The sequence below is a fragment of the Paenibacillus sp. J22R3 genome (genome assembly GCF_056269305.1).
On the sequence record NZ_JBWDNS010000002.1, the window covers coordinates 14359 to 30525 of the forward strand.

Consider the following 16167-nt stretch of genomic DNA (forward strand, 5'->3'; position numbering starts at 1 on the left):
TACCAATCGTTGTATGAAAATACATAAGAGAATGAGGGAAATGACCGAAGTGAGCAAACATGAATCAGTTGCCGCAGAGGGTGCGGTTTATTATTTGTTTGGAGCTACAGGAGACTTGGCGCGTAGGAAACTTTTTCCTGCGCTATTCAGCTTATATAAAGAAGGCAAGCTGGCCGAGGATTTCGCCGTAGTAGGACTTGCCCGCAGACCGCGGACGAATGAGCAGTTCAGAGCTGACGTCTACGAATCGATCAGCGAATTTTCGCGTTACAAATCGGATGATGCCGAGCTATGGAACCGGTTCGCCGAGCATTTTGTATACATGTCCCTCGACATTAATAATGTAGATGGATTCCGGGAGTTGGCCCGCTTATCGCAAGGGCTGGATGAGAAATTCAAAATCCCGGGCAACCGATTGTTCTATTTGGCACTGGCACCGAATTTGTTCGGACCGGTTTCCTTCAACCTGCGTGACGGCGGTTTGCTGGAATCGTCAGGCTGGAACCGGCTTGTTATCGAGAAGCCGTTCGGTTATGATCTCGATTCGGCGCGCAAGCTCAATACTCAGCTCAGCCAAGTGTTCAAGGAAGAGGAGATCTACAGGATCGATCACTACTTGGGCAAGGAAATGGTGCAAAACATCGAGGTGCTTCGTTTCTCGAACGCATTTTTTGAGCCATTGTGGAACAATAAACATATCGCTAATGTCCAAATCACGCTATCCGAAACCGTGGGCGTGGAAGAGCGCGGCGGTTATTACGATAAGTCAGGCGCCCTTCGCGATATGGTTCAGAACCATATGATGCAAATGCTTGCGATGATCGCAATGGAGCCGCCAAGCAGGCTGCATCCGGAGGATATCCGCGACGAGAAGGTGAAGGCACTGCGTTCGCTGCGTCCATTCGCATCGGCGGGCGAAGTGAATCAGCATGTCATTCGCGGACAATATGCGGAAGGTTCGGCGAAAGACAAACCGCTTAGCGGCTATCGCCAAGAGGATTCCGTTAATCCGGAGTCGACAACCGAGACGTATATGGCAGCTCGTGTGTTCCTCGATAACTTCCGCTGGGCAGGTGTTCCGTTCTATATTCGCACGGGCAAACGCCTTCCGGTGAAAACAACTGAGGTTGTGATCGAGTTCAAGAACGTGCCGGACAATATTCTGTTCGCGCGCCGCCATGATCTGGCACCAAACTTACTTGTCATCCGCGTGAATCCGATGGAAGGCATTTATATTAAGATCAACGCGAAAAAGCCCGGCGTCGACAACGTCGTACAGCCGGTTTCGATGGAGTTCTGCCAAAGCTGCATGATCGGCATCAATACGCCGGAAGCTTACGAGCGCCTGATCTATGATGCGGCTCGCGGCGAATCCACCTACTTTACTCGTTGGGATGAGGTTGCGCAGGCGTGGTCCTTCGTGGATCGGATCGCAGATGCTTGGCGTAAAGACAGCTCCGATCTTCAGCTCTACCCTGCAGGTTCATGGGGGCCGGCAAGCACGGACGATCTCCTTGCTCAAGATGGCTTCCATTGGTGGCCGGTGAACGGGCAAGCTGAGGATAACGTGATTTGGATCTCTGGCGGTCCGAAATGATTGCATGCAAGGCGGTATAGGAGACGTTGACCATGTTTAAAATTTACGATATTTCGATGACGGTCGATCCATCGATGCAAGTGTTTAATAATAAAGCATCGAACTTGCCGATCATCACGAATATGTCTAACCATGATAACGGACAAGCTGTATACGAATCCCGTCTAGATATGGATGTTCACTGCGGTACGCACGTAGATGCACCTCTGCATATGCTGAAAGATGGAGAGGCGATTGAAACGATCGGTCTGGAGCAGCTCATTGGTCATGCTCGCGTTGTCGACTTGACGCATTGCGAGGAATGCATCACACGTGCAGACTTAGAGCCGCTTCACCTGCAGCGTAATGAGTGGGTTTTGTTCAAGACGCGCAACTCGTTCTCGGAAGCATTTGATTTCAATTTTGTCTTCCTGCGCGAAGACGGCGCTCGCTATTTAGTTGAGCTCGGTATCCGCGGTTTGGGTACGGATGCACTCGGCATCGAGCGCGCACAGCCGGAATATCCGACGCACCGATCTCTGCTTCGCAATAATATTATTATTGTCGAAGGATTGCGTCTGAAGGATGTCGCTCCCGGCACCTATTTTATGGCCATTGCGCCGCTTAAGCTTACGGGGCTGGACGCAGCTCCTGCCCGGGCTTTCTTGATTGGCGGCATGTAAAGGACGAAGGGAACTATCATGAGTAAAACAATGACCGATGAGATTAAACAAGAAGTGGAGAAAAGGCGTACATTCGCCATTATCTCTCACCCGGATGCGGGAAAAACGACACTAACGGAGAAGCTCCTTCTATTCGGAGGCGCCATTCGTGAAGCCGGTACGGTTAAAGCGCGTAAAGCAAGCCGCCATGCGACGAGCGACTGGATGGAAATCGAGAAGCAGCGGGGGATCTCCGTTACGTCTTCCGTTATGCAGTTCGACTATAGCGGTCATCGCGTTAACATTCTCGATACACCGGGTCACCAAGATTTCAGTGAAGATACGTACCGTACGCTGACTGCAGCCGACAGCGCCGTCATGCTTATCGACGTCGCGAAAGGCGTCGAGGCACAGACGATTAAGCTGTTCCAAGTGTGCAGCAAACGCGGTATTCCTATCTTCACCTTCATTAACAAGCTCGACCGTGAAGGGCAAAGTCCATTTGAACTGATGGAAGAGCTTGAGCGCGTGCTTGGTATTCGGGCGGTTCCGATGAACTGGCCTATCGGCATGGGACGCGAGCTCTGCGGCGTCTACGACCGGATGAAGAACCAAGTGGAGCTGTTCCAAGGCAACGATCATTCCACGATTGAAGTTGTGAAGGTGAAGGATTATAACGATCCTCATATCCGCGAGATGGCGGGCGACTTCTTGACGGAACAGTTGATTCAAGATCTAGAGCTGCTTGATGTAGCAGGGGATCAGTTCGATTACGATAAAGTCCGTGCAGGCGAATTGACACCGCTATTCTTCGGAAGTGCGGTTAACAACTTCGGCGTGCAGACGTTTCTGGAGAACTTCCTGGAGCTTGCTCCTTCGCCGACACCGCGTCAAAGCACAAGCGGTCCAATCGATCCGATGAGCGAGAAGTTCACAGGTTATGTCTTCAAAATCCAAGCGAATATGAATCCCGCCCACCGTGACCGGATTGCGTTTCTACGCATTTGCTCCGGCCGTTTCGAACGGGGCATGAGTGTTCGCCATGTACGTAACGGCAAGGATATCAAGCTTGCCCAGCCGCAGCAATTTCTGGCGCAGGATCGGGATATCGTAGAAAATGCTTATCCGGGTGATATTATCGGCTTGTTCGATCCGGGTATCTTCCGGATCGGCGATTCTTTGTCCCAAGGCGGCGATGTTGTATTCGACGAGCTGCCAACCTTCTCGCCGGAGCTGTTTGCGAAAGTTACCGTGAAGAACGCACTCAAGCATAAGCAATACCAGAAGGGTATCGATCAGCTGACGGAAGAAGGAACGATTCAAGTGTTCCATTCCACGGGCAACTTCGATGAAACCATTCTAGGCGTTGTCGGACAGCTGCAATTCGAGGTGTTCGAGCATCGGATGCGTTCGGAATACGGAGTCGAGATTCAGCTGCACCGGATGCAGTTCCAGTTTGCCCGCTGGATTGTCGATGACAAGATTGACCCATCCAAGTACCGGATTAATTCCACGCTGGTAAAGGATAAGAAAGACAACTACGTAGCCTTGTTCGAGAACGAATATGCGATGCGTACCGCAATGGATAAGAACCCAACCTCCAAATTCTTGGAGATGGCTCCTTAATAATAGTGACCTCAATTCCGTTAGTTCGCTGACGGGGTTGAGGTCTTTTTTGGTTGTTGTTGGTGATGAGGTGGATTTTCGAATCGTACAGCGGATCACCTATCGCGCGGCTCGAAGATGACGTGTAAGGAGTACAACACATTCGCTACTTTCTAGTCTCAAATGACGTATGACGTGTAAGGAGTACAACACATTCGCTACTTTCTAGTCTCAAATGACGTATGACGTGTACTGAGTACAATTCATACGTTACTTTCTAGTGAATCTAGCTGGTTTTCCGTATTTCAAATGCAGTTTATACATGTAAAATATCTTTTTTCTCGGAAGTCTTTGGTTTGTCGTGTAGTTTGTACAACTCAAGGAGGAAGCCGATTACAACCTCCTGGCTCTGGCAAGTAAAATGAAAGTCTATGCCTATCATTAATTGGACTTTTTCAGTGGCCTCCGAATCGAGAAGGCCTTATTTTACGAGATAGGGATAATTTGGAGTCCATTTAATCCGGGATGGAACGGCCAGCCAACAGCTCCATGCGGCGATGATGCTCAATCGCGGCCAGAATCTCTTGCTTCACGCCATCATTGTAAGATCGGAGCATTCCGGGCAGCAGGAACATGTCGACGATGAGCCAAATACTGAGGACAATTCCCGAAATGGCGCAGAGCATAATGGATAATCGATTATTGGTTGTAGAGGCAGTAGTAACGGAGCCCATAACGTAGAAGAGTACTGCGGCTGCAAAGAGGAGCAGCTGTGCTGTACCGGTGACAGCCCGTTTCAAATAGAAGCGGTGCAGTCCCAGAATGCCGACAAACAGCAGTAGATACGAGACAGCCGGCGATTTCTCGGCATCGCGAAGCTCGGAGAGAAGGATGAGTAATTCTTCATAGGTCAAGTCATGTTTGGTGAGCATGACGTCTTCTTCTCCTTTGTAGTGGCGGCAGTCCATCACCGTTGTAATTAAATGTTAAAAAACTTGTAAAAGGATTGACACGAAACCGCTTGCATGAGAAAATGTACGCGTGTACATTGGATCATTAACTTGGATGGGAGGAAGGACTTATCCGTAAAAAAGTCGCTGAATTAGCAGGAGTGTCGGAAGCGACGGTATCGCGTGTGCTGAACGGCGCCGGGACAGTGAAGGATGAGACGGCTAAACGGGTCGTGGATGCCGCCAAGCAGCTTGGGTATGTGCCAAGCGCGCTTGCACAGCGGTTTGCGCTGCGCAGAAGCGGAAATCTTGGCGTTATTTTGCCGCTATTGCCTAAAGTGAATCTATTCTCGACTTATTACTTCTCTGAAGTATTAAGCGGGATCGGGGTTACTGCCAAGCAGCGCGGTTATGATTTGCTGCTCTTGTTTCGGGAAGCTGACGAGCCGCGGGACTATGCGAATCTGTTTCGGACGCAGAAGATTGACGGGTGCATCATACTTGGCGCTCAAGACGTGCCGACGGAACGTGAGGCGCTTGCCGAGCTCAAGGAAGGGGAGCATCCCTTCTGCCTCGTTAATCAGCGCTTTGAAGGAGAAGCCTTCAACACGGTGGATGCCGATCAGCAAATGGGGAGCCGACATGCGGCCAGACATCTTCTGCAGCAAGGCTTTCGGAAGATCTGTTTTCTCAATGGTCCTGCGGAATACTCCAACAGTTTGGATCGGTTGAAGGGTTTCCGGCAGGCGCTCGTTGAAGCGCAGTTGCCTTTCCAAGCTGAGCATGTGCTGATTGGGAATTATAGCCGCAAGAGCGGCTATCAGCAGGCTGTAAAGGTAGCGGAGCTCATTCGCAGCGGTGATGTCGATGCGGTGATAGCTGCAAACGACCGTATGGCAATCGGGCTCATGCAAGGGCTTAAGGAGCTGGGCATACGCGTAGGCGAGGACGTTGCGCTTGTTGGCTGTGACGATTCCGATGTCTCGCGGATGACAGAGCCGCCGCTTACCTCCATTCGTGTTCCGTTCTATGAAGTTGGCTGCGAGGCGGCCTCCCGCCTGCTTGACATGATGACGGAGACAGAACCATCGTCCCCTTTTGAAGTTAAGCTGCCTGTGAAGTTGATTGAAAGGGCTTCCTCCAAGACAACGAGAACGACGACAAAATAACGTGATACCTAGGTGAGGTGTACCTATTGGTTTCATGCTTGATAACTGAGGAAGTTTCACAGTAGGGTTAACCTAATTTTATGAGAGGCGGAACAAAACGATGAGCACTATTCGAGTAGGAATGATTGGTTACAAATTTATGGGAAAAGCCCACAGCAACGCCTATAGAGCACTTCCGATGTTCTTCCCGAAAGTAACTCGCCCGCAGATGGCTGTTATTTGCGGACGGGATGCAGTCGGCCTTGAGCAAGCTCGTGAGCAGTTTGGCTGGGAAAGCGCTGAGACGGACTGGCGTAAGCTTGTTACGCGCGATGATATCGATCTGATCGATATCAATGCACCGAGTGATGCACACAAGGAGATTGCCATTGCTGCTGCTGAAGCGGGCAAGCATATTTTCTGCGAGAAGCCGCTGGCGCTTAATCTGGCTGATTCGATTGAAATGTTGAATGCAGCGGAGAAAGCCGGCGTGAAGCATATGGTGGGCTTTAACTACCGGTTTGCTCCGGCTGTGCAGCTGGCGAAGAAGCTGGTTTCCGATGGCCGTATCGGTGAAATCTATCATTTCCGCGGATTCTTCCTGCAGGACTGGATCGTAGATCCGCAATTCCCGCTCGTATGGCGTCTGCAGAAGGAAATTGCCGGTTCCGGCTCGCATGGTGATCTTGGTGCGCATGTCATCGATATGGCGCGTTTCCTCGTCGGCGAATTCCAAGAAGTAATCGGGATGAGCGAGACGTTCGTGAAGGAGCGTCCACTTCCGACGGCGATGACCGGTCTGAGTGCGAAAGGCGATAAAGACGCGCCGCGCGGCCAGGTAACCGTAGATGACGCGACCTTGTTCCTTGCGCGTTTCGCCAATGGCGCACTTGGCAGCATCGAAGCAACGCGCTTCGCGCCGGGTCATCGTTGTACGAATTCGTTCGAAATCAACGGCAGCAAGGGCAGCATTAAGTTTGATTTTGAGCGCGTGAATGAACTGGAAGTGTACTTCACTGACGATGCAGCGGACGTTCAAGGCTTCCGCCGCGTCATAGCAACGGATGCACCGCATGCTTACAGCGAGGCTTGGTGGCCGGCTGGACATACGATCGGCTACGAGCACACGTTCACGCATGAGATGCACGAGTTTATGCTGGCATTGGCTGAAGATCGTCAGCCTGTTCCGAACTTCGTGGACGGCGTAGAATGCCAGGCTGTTCTGGAAGCTGTCGATAAGTCGATTGCCGAACGCCGCTGGGTAGCGATTTCGGAATTAAGATAAAGAGAACGATAGCAGATTAACTATTGAAGCAGAGGATGGGAAGCATGAGAAAAGCACTGATCGTTTGGGGCGGCTGGGATGGTCATCAGCCGGAGGAAGTAGCGGGTATTTTCGCTGACTTGTTGAATAAGGAAGGCTTTGAAGTAACGGTGTCGGACACGCTGGACGCTTACAAGGACGAGGAACTGATGGCACAGCTGGACCTCATCGTTCCTGTATGGACAATGGGTTCCATTACGCAGGAGCAGCTTCGTCCCTTACTCGATACGGTACGTGCGGGATGCGGCATCGCGGGCTGTCACGGCGGCATGGGCGATTCCTTCCGTAACGATGTCGATTATCAGTTCATGGTTGGCGGTCAATGGGTCGCTCACCCGGGCAATGATGGCGTCATCTACGACGTCAACATGGTTTCCGAAGACAATCCGCTTACAAGCGGCATCGGCGATTTCGAAGTGTGCACAGAGAAGTACTATATGCATGTGGACCCGGCCAATGAAGTACATGCGACGACATCGTTCGGCGATGTGAAGATGCCGATCGTTTGGACGAAAACATGGGGCGAAGGGCGCGTGTACTACAATTCATTGGGGCATCAAGCGAACATCGTGGCTATGCCGCAAACACTTGAATTGATGCGCCGCGGATTCCTGTGGGCGGCACGTAGCCAAGAAGCTTAAGAGAGCGATAGCAATAGCAATAGCATTAGCAGTTGATAGCCGAGCACTTATCTTAGAATCATTCTGATTTCTACTTATAGGAGGAATGGCGTTTCATGAAACCAGTAAAAGTCGGTATTATTGGCTGCGGCAATATCAGCCATGTTTATTTTACAAATTTGAAGAGGTACCCTCAGGTGGATCTTGTCGCAGCGGCGGATATCGATATTGAGCGTGCGAAAGCGCGTGCCGTAGAATTCAACTTGAGCAAAGCTTATACGGTAGAGCAGCTGCTCGCTGATCCGGAAATCGAAATTGTCGTCAACTTAACGATTCCGAAGGCACATGCCTCTGTATGCTTGCAAGCGCTTGAAGCGGGCAAACATGTTTATGTAGAGAAGCCGATTGTCGTTACTCGCGAAGAAGGCAAGCAAGTGCTGGAGCTGGCGGAGAAGAAAGGTCTGCGCGTCGCAAGCGCACCTGAGACATTCCTAGGCGGAGGCATCCAAACCTGCCGTAAGCTGATTGACGAAGGCGCAATCGGCATGCCGGTATCCGCGACGGGCTTCATGCTCTGCGGCGGTCACGAGAGCTGGCATCCGGATCCGGAGTTCTACTATGAAATCGGCGGCGGCCCAATGTTCGATATGGGACCGTACTACTTAACGGCTTTCGTTACTTTGCTTGGTCCAATTCGCCGCGTTACCGGTTCGGCACGGATTACGCATGCGGAGCGGACGATCACAAGCGAGAAGAAACGCGGCAAGCTTATCCAAGTAGAAACGCCGACGAATATTACAGGCGTTCTCGACTTCGAGAGCGGCGCAATCGGTACGTTGCTGACAAGCTTCGATGTACCGGGAGGCACATCGCTGCCGAACATCGAGATTCACGGCAGCAAAGGGTCGCTGATTGTTCCGGATCCGAACGGCTTCGGCGGCACAGTGAAGCTGCGCCGTGCGGGCGGAGACTGGGAAGAGATCGAGCTGACTCATGGCCACACCGACAGTAATCGTGGTATTGGCGTCGCCGATATGGCTCGCGCGATTCGCGAAGGCGGAGAGCACCGTGCTAACGGCACGATGGCTTACCATGTGCTGGAAGCGATGCACGGCATTCACGATGCTTCGCGCGACGGAAAGCATTATGTGATGGAGAGCACTTGCACGCGTCCTGAGCCTATGCCTGCACTTGATGCCCAGCCCCAATAACGATAATATGGAATGAGACATGCAGCCTGCCCGCTCGTTTGGGCGGGCTGATCATTTTCACACATCTATTTCCGTTACATAAAAGGAGAATTCGTTCATGAGACCAGTGAAAGTAGGCATTGTGGGCTGCGGCAATATCAGCCAAATCTATTTTACGAATTTGAAGAAATACCCGGAGATTGATCTTGTTGCTGCGGCAGATATCGATTTGGAGCGAGCGAAGATGCGTGCCGAAGAATTCGGTCTTGCTAAAGCATATACCGTAGAACAGCTGCTTGCAGATCCTGAAATCGAGATTGTCGTTAACCTGACGATTCCGAAAGCACATGCGCCTGTTTGCTTGCAGGCTCTTGAAGCAGGTAAACATGTGTATGTGGAGAAGCCGCTTGCGGTTACTCGCGAGGAAGGCAAGAAGGTGCTGGCTCTCGCTGCTGAGAAGGGCTTGCGCGTCGCCAGTGCACCGGAGACATTCCTAGGCGGTGGCATTCAAACTTGCCGTAAGCTGATTGATGACGGTGCGATCGGTACTCCGATCTCCATAACCGGATTCATGCTTGGCGAAGGACCAGAAGGGTGGCATCCGGATCCGGAGTTCTTCTATGAAGCCGGCGGCGGTCCGATGTTTGATATGGGGCCGTACTATTTGACAGCTTATATCGCGCTGCTGGGTCCGTTCCGCCGCGTAACAGGCTCGGCTATCATTCCATTCCCTGAGCGTACGATTACGAGCGAGAAGAAGAACGGAAAGATTATTAAAGTAGAGACGCCTACGCATATTGCCGGCGTTATCGATTTCCAAAGCGGCGCTGTCGGAACGCTGATTACGAGCTTCGATTCGAAGGCAGGCACTTCGTTGCCGAACATCGAGATTCATGGCAGTGCAGGCTCCCTGCTCGTGCCGGATCCGAACACGTTTGGCGGTACCATCAAGCTGCGCCGTTATGGCTCTGAAGAGTGGGAAGAAGTGCCGTTCACGCACGGCAACACGGACAATAACCGCGGCATCGGCGTAGCCGACATGGCGCGTGCTATTGCTGAGGGTCGCCAGCATCGTGCTAATGGGGCAATGGCCTATCATGTACTTGAAGCGATGCATGGCTTCCATGATGCTTCCCGTGATGGCAAACACTATGTGATGGAGAGCACTTGCGATCGTCCGGAGCCTATGCCAGTGCTTGAAAGCGATACAGCAGTAGTATAAGCTGTACAGAAAAAGACATTCAAACCGCGTCATGGTTTGAATGTCATTTTTCTATCTATGGGAGGGTCGCTTGGTGGTCAGCTTGGGCTTGGTGATGCACTTTCCGCCGCAGGATGAAGATCGTCGTAGAGCACCTGCACCATTTGATTACGATCGCTTTCACCGCTGTTTTTCCAAATCATTTCAAACAATACTCCTAGTCCGGGGAGTGCTTTCTCATCACTTCCGATGGAGCCTTCAATGACGTCGGTCAATTCTTCCCCTGTTAAATTTTCTACCCGACGAACGATTGCTTGCCGCAAATCAAGATTGTTCAATCTGATCCCTCCATCACATACAGATTCGAGGTTTAATATCCCCTTGCATCCTTGTTTTCATGCCGGACGATGCAGCGAGGCGTTCGGATATATAAGGAAATTGTGCTATAATAAGCTCAAATTGCTTCAAGGGAGATGAAAGTCTTGCCGAATAAGCAGTACGCGGTAATTGGAATGGGACGGTTTGGTACAAGTGTCGCTCAATCGTTGTCCAAGCTTGGCTTTGACGTGCTGGCGATCGATTCGAATGAGCAGAAGGTCGAGGACGTGTCCGCTTGGGTAACGCACGCAGTTACTGCGGATTCGACGGACGAGGATGCGATGCGGTCACTCGGGTTGCGCAACTTCGATGTCGTCGTCGTTGCGATTGGTGCAGACATTCAAGCGAGCATACTAACGACGCTTATTTTGAAGGAGTTCGGCGTACCACAGCTGATCGTGAAGGCGCAAAGCGAGCTGCACGGCAAGGTGCTGACTAAGATCGGTGCGGACAAAGTCGTGTTTCCGGAGCGGGATATGGGGATGAGGGTTGCTCATCATTTGATTTCCCCCAACATCTTGGAGTACATCGAACTGTCCAAGGATCACAGCATTGTCGAGATCAAGGCACCTTCCTTTACCGTCGGCAAAAACTTGAAGCAGCTGGATATACGCGCCAAATACAAATGCAATGTACTCGCGATTAAGACAGGAAGCGAGCTCAATATTTCTCCACTAGCGGAGGATGTCATTAAAGCGGACGATGTGCTGGTTATTGTGGGCAAGAATGAACTTTTATCTGAATTAGAGCTTGATTATGCGGAAGGCTGATAATAGCGTGCAAACGAACAATAAACGAATGATGAGCATTACTTCTGTGCAAAATGAGAAAGTTAAAGCCATGGCTGCCTTGCTGGAGAAGAAGCACCGCGACCGTTCGGGCCGATTCATTATCGAAGGTGTCCATTTGGTGCAGGAAGCGCTGCTTGCCGGTGCCGATGTAGAAACCATCGTAATCGATATGGAACGCGGTGTGCCGGGCGAGCTTCGTACGCTGCTGAGCCAAACGGACTGTGAGCTGATCGAGGCGACTCCGGCAGTGATGGCCAAATGTACCGGAACGGACTCTCCGCCGCCGGTGTTCGGCGTGGCTGCAAAGCCCTATGCGGATTTGTCCAAGCTGTATCAGCAGGATTCGCTGGTTGTGGTGCTGGACGGCGTACGCGATCCCGGCAATGTCGGCACGATCATCCGCAGCGCGGACGCGGTCGGCGCTCATGCCGTTGTGCTCGGACAAGGCTGCGTCGATCTGTATAATCCGAAGACGGTGCGTTCTACGATGGGCTCCTTATTCCATCTTCCGGTCATTGAAGGGGATCTGAGTGAACTGCTTCCGGAAGCTAAGAAGCATGGTATCTCCCTTGTGGGGACGAGCCTGCAAGCTTCGGCTACCTGTTACAGCTATAACTGGAGCGGGCCAACCTGGCTGCTGATGGGCAGCGAATCGCAAGGATTGTCGGCGGATGTACTGGGGTTAGTGGATACTAGCATTATTATTCCGATGCATGGTCATTCGGAGTCGCTTAATGTGGCGATGGCGAGTACGATTCTGCTGTATGAGGCGCTGCGGCAGCGGCGGTATGCGGAATAACATGGAACATCATTTTTGAGTTGTAATTCAGTTTGGCACTAGCGTAAGGTCGTTTCATAGCTGAAGCACTACACACTTAAAGGCCTGGGAGAGCATTCCCGGGCTTTTTTTTGCAATAAGACAATAAAAGTGCATCATGTTCGTTTTGTTTTATTTAGGGGGGTCACTCCCTAGGAAGCAAATTAGCAATTGAGACAGTATAGCAGATGGGAGGATTTAAATTTACAAGATAAGAATTTTGTGTTTATATAGGTTTTACATCTTAAGTAAGCGTTTACCAATTGTATCATCATGTCTAGACCATTCTTATAGTGTATATAGACGTAATCGGAGGTAGACCTATGTTTAAGTTCCGGAGCCTTCAAAAGAGGTTGTTTATCAGCCATATCGCGACGATTATCATCTTTTCTTTGATCTCCGGGGTTACCTTTTTCCTCTACACCTCTTCCGTTATTCATAAGAACGTACTAGGGACAGACCATAATATGGTCAAGTCCACTTCGAATCAACTGGACTTGTTCATCCGAGATATGGACTATCTATCCCGAAACATTTTATTTTCGCGTGTCTATTACGACAGCAACATGTTTTATTATTTACAAAAGGATTTCGACTTGTTCCAGATTCCCCAGACGAATTATATGAGCGATTACTTCTTTTCCAATCCCATTCAAGATCCTAATGACGATAAATATCAATTGTATGCTTTATTGCAGGATCGCAACATCGTGAACGTGATCACTTCGTTGAACGGCCCGGAGATGAGAACGAATGAAGTCGTGTTATTCGATCGAAAAGGGACTTTCTTCGGCGCTCCTTTCAGCAATACTCTTAATAAACAGGAGTTGCAGCAAAGAATTTCCGATGCGGCATGGACGGACAGAGTCTATGAAAAGAAGGGCAACAAAGAAGTTTTACCTCCCCATTATAGCGATTGGAATAGCAATAACCAGTGGGTTGTTTCCTTAGCCAGATCGTTCAGCGATACGAGAAGCTTCTTGAAAACCGGCATTATCGAGGTGCAACAGAACTATTCGAAGCTAGAAAATATTATTAATCTCGTTACGGCGGATAAACATAATGCTTTCTATGTGTTCGATAATAACAATCAATTGATCTATCCGGCCATTCAACCGGTCAGCGGGCAAGCTCCGGTTAATGACGACTTTAACTATCTAAGAGAGGCGACAGCCGATAAGGAATCCGATCAGAAGCAGGCATGGAATCCTAATTCCAAAGAAAACGAAACCTTACTCTACAGCTATTCGGAGTATACGGGCTGGACGACGATCTACGCGGTTCCAGACAATTTACTGTATGCTCAGACCAACAAATTCAGATTGTGGTTCCTATCCGTTCTTATTGTCGTACTTGCGGCAACCTTTATCTTTGCCTACTTTTCATCAAGAAGCATCACGTATCCCATGAAACTGCTGCACCGGTTTATCAAAAAAACGGACATGTCCAACTTGTTGAAAGAATCCGCTAATCCGAAGCTGGAATCTGGTATAGAAGAAGTATCCGAGATCTACGCAACGTTCAATGATGTGAGGCTGCGTCTTAATACGGCCATGAATGACAATATAGAGGCGCGTTCAAATGAGGCGAAGGCTCACTGGATGGCCTTGCAGGCGCAAATGAACCCTCACTTTCTCTATAACACCCTCGCAGTTCTTGCGGTTACAAGCGAGGAAGGGGGCATGCACAATGTATCCGATATGTGCAGGAAGTTATCCTCTATGCTGAAATACGTCACCCATTTTACGGATATAAGAACAACGCTGGAACATGAAGCCGATTATATGAATCATTATTTGGAGCTGATGAAGTTCCGTTACGAAGATCATCTGGCTTACGATATCGATATTCCCTTAGAAATGATGGCCATTGCCGTACCTAAGCTCGTACTGCAGCCCTTGATTGAAAATTGTATCAACCATGGCTTCAAGGAAAGCAGGCCTCCGTGGCGAATATCGGTTCGCGGAATTATGGCATATGGCACTTGGAAGTTAACGGTTGCGGATAACGGGTCAGGCATGAGTGAAACTAAGCTTGAAGAGATCGGCAGGGAAATAGGGGGCTACGATAATTTGAACGCCGTTAGGAGCGAGGAGACAAAAGAATCCGGTCTTGGTCTCATGAACACGCTCAAACGCCTAAAGCTGATGTATAAGGATTCTTTCCATTTCAAGCTGGAGAATAACGAGAATGGCGGCTTGTCCGTTACCTTCGGAGGCGCATTCGAGGAGAGGAAGTCAGAGGGATGAACTATCGGGTATATATCGCGGAAGACGAGCCGCCATTATTAAGAAATACCGTTAAAAAGATCGGCGAATTGGACGGGGATTTCGAAGTGGTCGGACAAGCGATCAACGGAGAGGATGCATACGAAAATATCCTTCGCTTACAGCCGGATCTTCTGATTACCGATATCAGAATGCCGATTTTAGACGGGCTGAATCTGATCAAGAAATTAAGAGCCAGCGGACTGAATCTGATTTGCGTCATCTTAAGCGGGTATGAGGAATTCGAATACGCCAAACAAGCTCTTCAACTAGGTGTCGAGGATTATATGCTGAAGCCGGTATCTTCGGAGGATTTAGCCCGCGTGCTTGCCGGAAGCAAAATAAAAATACGAGATAAAAAACATCGGCAAGTCTCCGATATTCTAAATAAAGCCATTCACTTCAATGCGGACAGCTCCGAGCTGGATCATCTAAACACAGAGACGCACGGCGTGCTTTATATGTGCATCAACAACCCGTTGAACCAGTTTCCCGGATCAAGATCGTATAGCGATAAGATACAAAGCATACTCCGGCACTTGGATCTGGAAAGCATATTAGTCGCCAACAACTCCCTAAATGACCATAATTATTGGATTGTGGAAGGTAAATTTCCCAATGAGATCATCGTAGTCATTAAATGGCCGATCCATAGCGAACGCAGCCTCGAGAAAATCTCACGACAAATCTTAGAGAAGCTTAGCCTTACTTCGGATTATGCAACGATTGCAATAGAGCAAGGTGAAATGAATAGCGAACAAATATCCGGAACCGTGCAGCGATTAAGGCAGTTGATCAACCGAAGAGCCGTCGTAGGATATAATCAATTGCTATCCGGATCGCAACAAGGCAATGTCGGCTTGGAGTGGGTCGCCCTTAACTCGGACCTTGAGAAGAAGCTGATCTTATTCTGCAAGAATAGGCAGAGTAAAAGGATTAAAAGCGAATTGTCCAGCTCCATGGATGCTTGGATGAAAGAGGCTATTCCTAAGAAAATCATGGAGATCAATCTAAAGCATGCGCTTAGAATCTGCGGTCAAAATAGCGGAGTTCAATTAAAAGACGAATTGCTGCGTTTCGAAGAGGATGTTGACCGTCTTTTTCTGGAATACAACCGGTGGGACGACATAAGAGACGAATATCTCAAGATCATCGACCTGCTTCTCGGTTTCAATGGGATCGTTGATCCTACGGACTACCGGCAAATGGCAGATCGAATAGCAGAATTCTTCGCGAATAATCTGGATCAGAAAATCTCCCTGCCGGAAACCGCGGAGCTATTCGGTACTACCGAATCCCATCTAAGCAAGATCTTCAAAAAGCATAGAGGGGAATCCCCCATAGACTTTCTAATCCAATTGAGGATCGAAAAAGCTAAGCACATCATGATCGAGTATCCCGATATGATGTTGAGGGACATAGCCGAAATGACCGGGTTCAGCGATCAATATTACTTTAGCCGTGTCTTCAAAAGCATAACCGGAAAAGCACCGACCGAATTCAGAACCGAAAGCAAGCCATAGTCTAACCTATATTCCTCGCCTACTCGGCGGGGATTTCTCTTATGTTGATGCTTGGATCCTGCAAACGCTTGCAGAATAATCCAAACGACGGGTAGATATCCTCCATTTATCTGTG

General features: G+C 49.7%; 14 protein-coding genes. 12 read left to right on the plus strand and 2 right to left on the minus strand.

Translation table 11 applies throughout. The features are described from left to right. Window positions 1-40: 40 nt before the first annotated feature. Genes zwf through AC0YN4_RS08490 form a run of 3 tightly spaced genes read left to right on the plus strand, consistent with a single transcriptional unit; the run spans window position 41 to window position 3864 of the window. Window positions 41-1597 (plus strand): glucose-6-phosphate dehydrogenase, encoded by a 1557-nt coding sequence (zwf, locus tag AC0YN4_RS08480; RefSeq protein ID WP_475781035.1) that lies wholly within the window; start codon window positions 41-43, stop codon window positions 1595-1597. A 32-nt stretch (window positions 1598-1629) separates the two neighbouring features. Beyond that, window positions 1630-2259: a cyclase family protein gene (locus AC0YN4_RS08485; RefSeq protein ID WP_475781036.1), complete on the plus strand. Its 630-nt coding sequence runs from the start codon at window positions 1630-1632 to the stop codon at window positions 2257-2259. 18 nt (window positions 2260-2277) lie between these two features. Continuing rightward, window positions 2278-3864 (plus strand): peptide chain release factor 3, encoded by a 1587-nt coding sequence (locus AC0YN4_RS08490; RefSeq protein ID WP_475781037.1) that lies wholly within the window; start codon window positions 2278-2280, stop codon window positions 3862-3864. 494 nt (window positions 3865-4358) lie between these two features. Here AC0YN4_RS08490 and AC0YN4_RS08495 read toward each other — a convergent pair whose 3' ends face one another. Next, the gene (locus AC0YN4_RS08495) at window positions 4359-4775 is read right to left on the minus strand and encodes an NINE protein (RefSeq protein ID WP_475835597.1); all 417 of its coding nucleotides are present in this window, start codon (window positions 4773-4775) and stop codon (window positions 4359-4361) included. Between the two features lie 149 nt (window positions 4776-4924). On the opposite strand from AC0YN4_RS08495, the gene AC0YN4_RS08500 reads away from it, so the two are divergent. From AC0YN4_RS08500 to AC0YN4_RS08520, 5 genes are all read left to right on the plus strand, one after another. Then, complete coding sequence (locus tag AC0YN4_RS08500; protein ID WP_475836087.1) at window positions 4925-5962, plus strand: LacI family DNA-binding transcriptional regulator; 1038 nt, start codon at window positions 4925-4927, stop codon at window positions 5960-5962. 100 nt (window positions 5963-6062) lie between these two features. After that, entirely contained in the window at window positions 6063-7226 is a 1164-nt protein-coding gene (locus AC0YN4_RS08505) for a Gfo/Idh/MocA family protein (RefSeq protein WP_475781039.1), read from the plus strand. Window positions 7227-7270: 44 nt separating this feature from the next. Next, window positions 7271-7906, plus strand: a complete 636-nt coding sequence (locus AC0YN4_RS08510) for a ThuA domain-containing protein (protein ID WP_090977741.1) — start codon at window positions 7271-7273, stop codon at window positions 7904-7906. Between the two features lie 95 nt (window positions 7907-8001). Continuing rightward, a complete protein-coding gene (locus AC0YN4_RS08515) occupies window positions 8002-9096 on the plus strand; it encodes a Gfo/Idh/MocA family protein (protein ID WP_475781040.1) in 1095 nt (364 codons plus the stop codon). A gap of 97 nt (window positions 9097-9193) precedes the next feature. Then, window positions 9194-10297: a Gfo/Idh/MocA family protein gene (locus tag AC0YN4_RS08520; RefSeq protein ID WP_475835598.1), complete on the plus strand. Its 1104-nt coding sequence runs from the start codon at window positions 9194-9196 to the stop codon at window positions 10295-10297. A 77-nt stretch (window positions 10298-10374) separates the two neighbouring features. Here AC0YN4_RS08520 and sspI read toward each other — a convergent pair whose 3' ends face one another. Beyond that, window positions 10375-10614: a small acid-soluble spore protein SspI gene (gene sspI, locus AC0YN4_RS08525; RefSeq protein WP_475781042.1), complete on the minus strand. Its 240-nt coding sequence runs from the start codon at window positions 10612-10614 to the stop codon at window positions 10375-10377. A gap of 144 nt (window positions 10615-10758) precedes the next feature. On the opposite strand from sspI, the gene AC0YN4_RS08530 reads away from it, so the two are divergent. The 4 genes from AC0YN4_RS08530 (at window position 10759) to AC0YN4_RS08545 (ending at window position 16052) form a co-directional block, all read left to right on the plus strand. Continuing rightward, the gene (locus AC0YN4_RS08530; RefSeq protein WP_475781043.1) at window positions 10759-11424 is read left to right on the plus strand and encodes a potassium channel family protein; all 666 of its coding nucleotides are present in this window, start codon (window positions 10759-10761) and stop codon (window positions 11422-11424) included. Next, window positions 11411-12244 (plus strand): TrmH family RNA methyltransferase, encoded by an 834-nt coding sequence (locus tag AC0YN4_RS08535; protein ID WP_475835599.1) that lies wholly within the window; start codon window positions 11411-11413, stop codon window positions 12242-12244. The genes AC0YN4_RS08530 and AC0YN4_RS08535 overlap by 14 nt, the downstream gene beginning before the upstream one ends. A 341-nt stretch (window positions 12245-12585) precedes the next feature. Then, the gene (locus AC0YN4_RS08540) at window positions 12586-14511 is read left to right on the plus strand and encodes a cache domain-containing sensor histidine kinase (RefSeq protein WP_475835600.1); all 1926 of its coding nucleotides are present in this window, start codon (window positions 12586-12588) and stop codon (window positions 14509-14511) included. Then, window positions 14508-16052 (plus strand): response regulator, encoded by a 1545-nt coding sequence (locus AC0YN4_RS08545; RefSeq protein ID WP_475835601.1) that lies wholly within the window; start codon window positions 14508-14510, stop codon window positions 16050-16052. Before AC0YN4_RS08540 ends, AC0YN4_RS08545 begins: the two co-directional genes overlap by 4 nt. Window positions 16053-16167 lie beyond the last annotated feature (115 nt).

Bases quoted from the DNA above. Each gene is read 5' to 3' on its own strand.
- zwf (WP_475781035.1), top strand. From the start codon at position 41: ATGACCGAAGTGAGCAAACATGAATCAGTTGCCGCAGAGGGTGCGGTT.
- AC0YN4_RS08485 (WP_475781036.1), top strand. From the start codon at position 1,630: ATGTTTAAAATTTACGATATTTCGATGACGGTCGATCCATCGATGCAA.
- AC0YN4_RS08490 (WP_475781037.1), top strand. From the start codon at position 2,278: ATGAGTAAAACAATGACCGATGAGATTAAACAAGAAGTGGAGAAAAGG.
- AC0YN4_RS08495 (WP_475835597.1), bottom strand. From the start codon at position 4,775: ATGCTCACCAAACATGACTTGACCTATGAAGAATTACTCATCCTTCTC.
- AC0YN4_RS08505 (WP_475781039.1), top strand. From the start codon at position 6,063: ATGAGCACTATTCGAGTAGGAATGATTGGTTACAAATTTATGGGAAAA.
- AC0YN4_RS08510 (WP_090977741.1), top strand. From the start codon at position 7,271: ATGAGAAAAGCACTGATCGTTTGGGGCGGCTGGGATGGTCATCAGCCG.
- AC0YN4_RS08515 (WP_475781040.1), top strand. From the start codon at position 8,002: ATGAAACCAGTAAAAGTCGGTATTATTGGCTGCGGCAATATCAGCCAT.
- AC0YN4_RS08520 (WP_475835598.1), top strand. From the start codon at position 9,194: ATGAGACCAGTGAAAGTAGGCATTGTGGGCTGCGGCAATATCAGCCAA.
- AC0YN4_RS08535 (WP_475835599.1), top strand. From the start codon at position 11,411: ATGCGGAAGGCTGATAATAGCGTGCAAACGAACAATAAACGAATGATG.
- AC0YN4_RS08540 (WP_475835600.1), top strand. From the start codon at position 12,586: ATGTTTAAGTTCCGGAGCCTTCAAAAGAGGTTGTTTATCAGCCATATC.
- AC0YN4_RS08545 (WP_475835601.1), top strand. From the start codon at position 14,508: ATGAACTATCGGGTATATATCGCGGAAGACGAGCCGCCATTATTAAGA.